The organism is Synechococcus sp. H55.2 (assembly GCF_047462495.1).
Lineage (GTDB): Bacteria > Cyanobacteriota > Cyanobacteriia > Thermostichales > Thermostichaceae > Thermostichus.
The window spans coordinates 1-2,984 of sequence record NZ_JANSJH010000162.1 but is presented as its reverse complement, the minus strand read 5'-3'; the positions used below and the strand labels follow the sequence as shown (position 1 = coordinate 2,984).

3 protein-coding genes are annotated in these 2,984 nt (G+C 61.1%); 1 reads left to right on the top strand and 2 read right to left on the bottom strand.

Annotation, left to right across the window (positions count from 1 at the left end):
* Positions 1-74: 74 nt before the first annotated feature.
* Positions 75-500 carry a TerB family tellurite resistance protein gene (locus NW844_RS12560; RefSeq protein ID WP_414336125.1) on the bottom strand — a complete coding sequence of 142 codons (426 nt, stop codon included), beginning with the start codon at positions 498-500 and terminating at the stop codon, positions 75-77.
* A gap of 171 nt (positions 501-671) precedes the next feature.
* Here NW844_RS12560 and NW844_RS12555 point away from each other — a divergent pair, with 171 nt between their 5' ends.
* Positions 672-1,799, top strand: coding sequence for an iron-containing alcohol dehydrogenase family protein (locus NW844_RS12555; protein WP_414336123.1), 1,128 nt, complete (start codon positions 672-674; stop codon positions 1,797-1,799).
* A gap of 6 nt (positions 1,800-1,805) precedes the next feature.
* Here NW844_RS12555 and NW844_RS12550 read toward each other — a convergent pair whose 3' ends face one another.
* Entirely contained in the window at positions 1,806-2,705 is a 900-nt protein-coding gene (locus tag NW844_RS12550; protein WP_414336121.1) for a DMT family transporter, read from the bottom strand.
* Positions 2,706-2,984: the final 279 nt, after the last annotated feature.

Sequence of the window (2,984 nt, the reverse complement as noted above, 5' to 3'; positions counted from 1 at the left end):
GGTGGGGAATTCCGCACCTTACGTTAATCAAACTTTTCCCTGCGCCGCTCCCCAGATGGTGTGGTCAAAATGTGTTAGGAAGCCTCTCCCCTCACAGCCTTGGCCACGCGGCGGAAAAATTGCCCCACACCCTTCACCAGATTGGGCGCCGATTCTGGACGAGGTGGGATCCCTGCCATGAGGGTGTGGTAGTCATCCAAGAGGGTGTGCTCTTCTGGAGAGACTGTGTCGTCAGCCATCATCAGGTTGCCAATTGCTCCCAAAAGTTGTAAGCGCTCGGTTTCACTGGCCTGAGCAAGATAATCGGCCATCCAGCGCTCGGTTTGTTCCATCGGGATGGGCTTTTGGATCAGTTCTCGCAGCTCGGTATCGTGCTCCAAACCATAGCGGCGCAGCAGGGATCCCAAGTAGGCCAGTTCCTGGGGTTCCAAATGCCCATCGGCCCAAGCGGAGCCGGCCACAATTTTGAGTATGAGCTGATGCTGGGTCGTCGGGTTCATGATCCCTTGTTGCTAAACGGCACCGTTGCCCTGCTGGGTGAGCGCCAGAGAAGGTTGACGCTAACTTAGCCCTAACTATAGCCCTGCGGCGAGCCAGACCTCTAGGATTTGCCGCTAAGATCATGTTCTGTATTCACAAACACTGAGCTGATTTCTCTCCCCTTTCTGGCAATGCTGAGCGCCTCTTCTTGCAAATGGGATCTGGCCATTCCGGCCCCAGGCCGGCTGTACCGCGGCAGCGGCATCCTCGAGGCCGTACCTCTGACGATCCTGGGATCCCGCGTGTTGGTGATCGGGGGGGAGCGATCGCTAGCTGTGGCTGAACTGCCCCTGAAGCGCAATCTGGAGCGGGATCCCGCCGTTCAGGTCTACTGGAGCACCTATGGCGTCGATTGCAGCGAATCGGAGCTGGCTCGTCTCCAGGCTCTGGCCACAGCAGAATCCGTAACCGGCATTTTGGGGGTGGGGGGCGGCAAGGCGTTGGATACGGCCAAGTTGGTGGCCCATCGGTTGGGGATCCCGGTGGCGACGGTGCCCACCTCTGCTGCCACCTGTGCCGCCTGGAGCGCCCTGTCCAACATCTACTCGGAGGCCGGAGCTTTTCAGCGGGATGTGGCCCTAGATCAGGCTCCCGCTGCTTTGATCCTGGACTATGACTTGATTCTGCAAGCACCAGCATGCACTCTGGTGGCCGGGATCGGAGATGCCTTGGCCAAGTGGTACGAGTCTTCTGTGAGCAGCGGCAGTTCAGAAGATGCCCTGGTGATCGGCGCTGTGCAGCAGGCCCGCGTCTTACGGGATTTGCTCTTGCAAAAATCGGTGGCGGCCCTGCGGGAGCCAGGTGGGACTGCTTGGAGGCAGGTGGTGGACGCCTGCATTTGCCTAGCGGGGATCGTCGGCGGCATGGGAGGGGCCAAGTGTCGCACCGTGGCCGCCCATGCTGTCCACAACGGCCTTACCCATCTGTTGGGGCACCGGGCCACCCTGCACGGCGAGAAAGTGGCTTTTGGCATCTTGGCCCAGCTTCGCCTAGAGGAGATCCTGCAGGGAAGCCAGTTGGCGCTGGCCGCCCGCACCCAGCTGCTGGAGTTCTACCGCCAGGTGGGGCTGCCCCTCAACTTGCGGGATCTCCACCTCAACCACCTGGGATCCGCTGAGCTGCTGCAGGCTGCCCAAGTGGCCTGCCAGCCGGGATCCGATATTCACCATCTGCCCTTCCCCGTCAGCCCGGAAGCCCTGCTGGTGGCCCTCACCACCACCGACTTGACCAGCTCCAGTCCCGTCCTGCCGCGGCTCTAGGCTGGCCTAGAGATCTTCCCGCTTTCCAACTTTGCCAGTCCAGGCCGGGGTTTGGGCCCTCTGCAGCCGGGCTTCCCTGTAGGCCCCAGAGGTGGCGCCTGCCAAGACCAAGGCTCCGCCCATCCAAGTCCACCCATCCGGGATCTCGGCAAACACCCAGAACCCGATCAGGCTAGCCCAGAGGAGGCGGAAAAAATCAAGAGGCAGCAGCATGGTCACCTCGGCCAGCTTGTAGGCTTGGGTGAGGGCCACCTGGCCCAGGCTGCCCAGCAGCCCCATTGTCGCCATCCACAGCCACTGCTCCGGCGAAGGCCAGCTCCAAACCCAAACAGCAGCCAAGAAGGAAAGGGGAGTCTGCAACAGGCCCATGTAGGCGGTGATCGTGAGGCTGGACTCGGTGCGGGCGAGGATCTTGAGCACAATGGTTACCCAGGCAAAGAGGGCTGCCGCCGCCAAAGCTAGCCCTGTCCCTAAAGAGAGCTCCCGAAAGCCCGGCCTTAGCATCACCAAGGCCCCGGCAAACGCCAGGCCCAATCCCAGCCAGCGGGAGGGGCGCATCTGTTCGCCCAACACCCAGACCGCCATGAGGCTGGCAAACAAAAGCTGGACAAAGCTCAGCGCCGTTGCTTCCGCCAAAGGCAACAGGCTGGCTGCCCAGAAGGAAAGCAGCATCCCCAAGGTGCTGATTGCCGAGCGCAGGAGGTAGAAGCCCATCTTGGCGGTGCGCAGAGAGTGGATCCCTGCTCGCAAAAGCAGTGGCACCAGGGCAAGTAACCCAAATAGGTTGCGCAAGAACACAATTTCAAAAGGGTGCAGGGCGGGCGTGTTGAGCCGGATGATCGCCCCCAAACAGGCAAAGCAAAAGGTGGCCAGCAGCTTCAGGGCAACCCCTTGCCAGGCTCTCATTTGGCCCCACTCTGCAAACCGCCCCACTTGCGCGTTCTCAACGTTACAGCTCACACCCAAACGGTTTAGGCACAGAGTTTTCAGCCTCGAACTCTCAGCCTAAGCGGACTGTCAGGGATCCGACCTGCGCTCCTGGGCCCTCTCTGCCACCCCCCTGGTCAGCAGGGAAAAAGACGGGGATCCCTGGGAGCTATGGCCATCTCGAATAGCCATGAACAACAGTTGTCCCCTCGCTCTGTAGCTCCCCTCTCCCAAAGGGAGAGGGGATGGGGGTGAGGG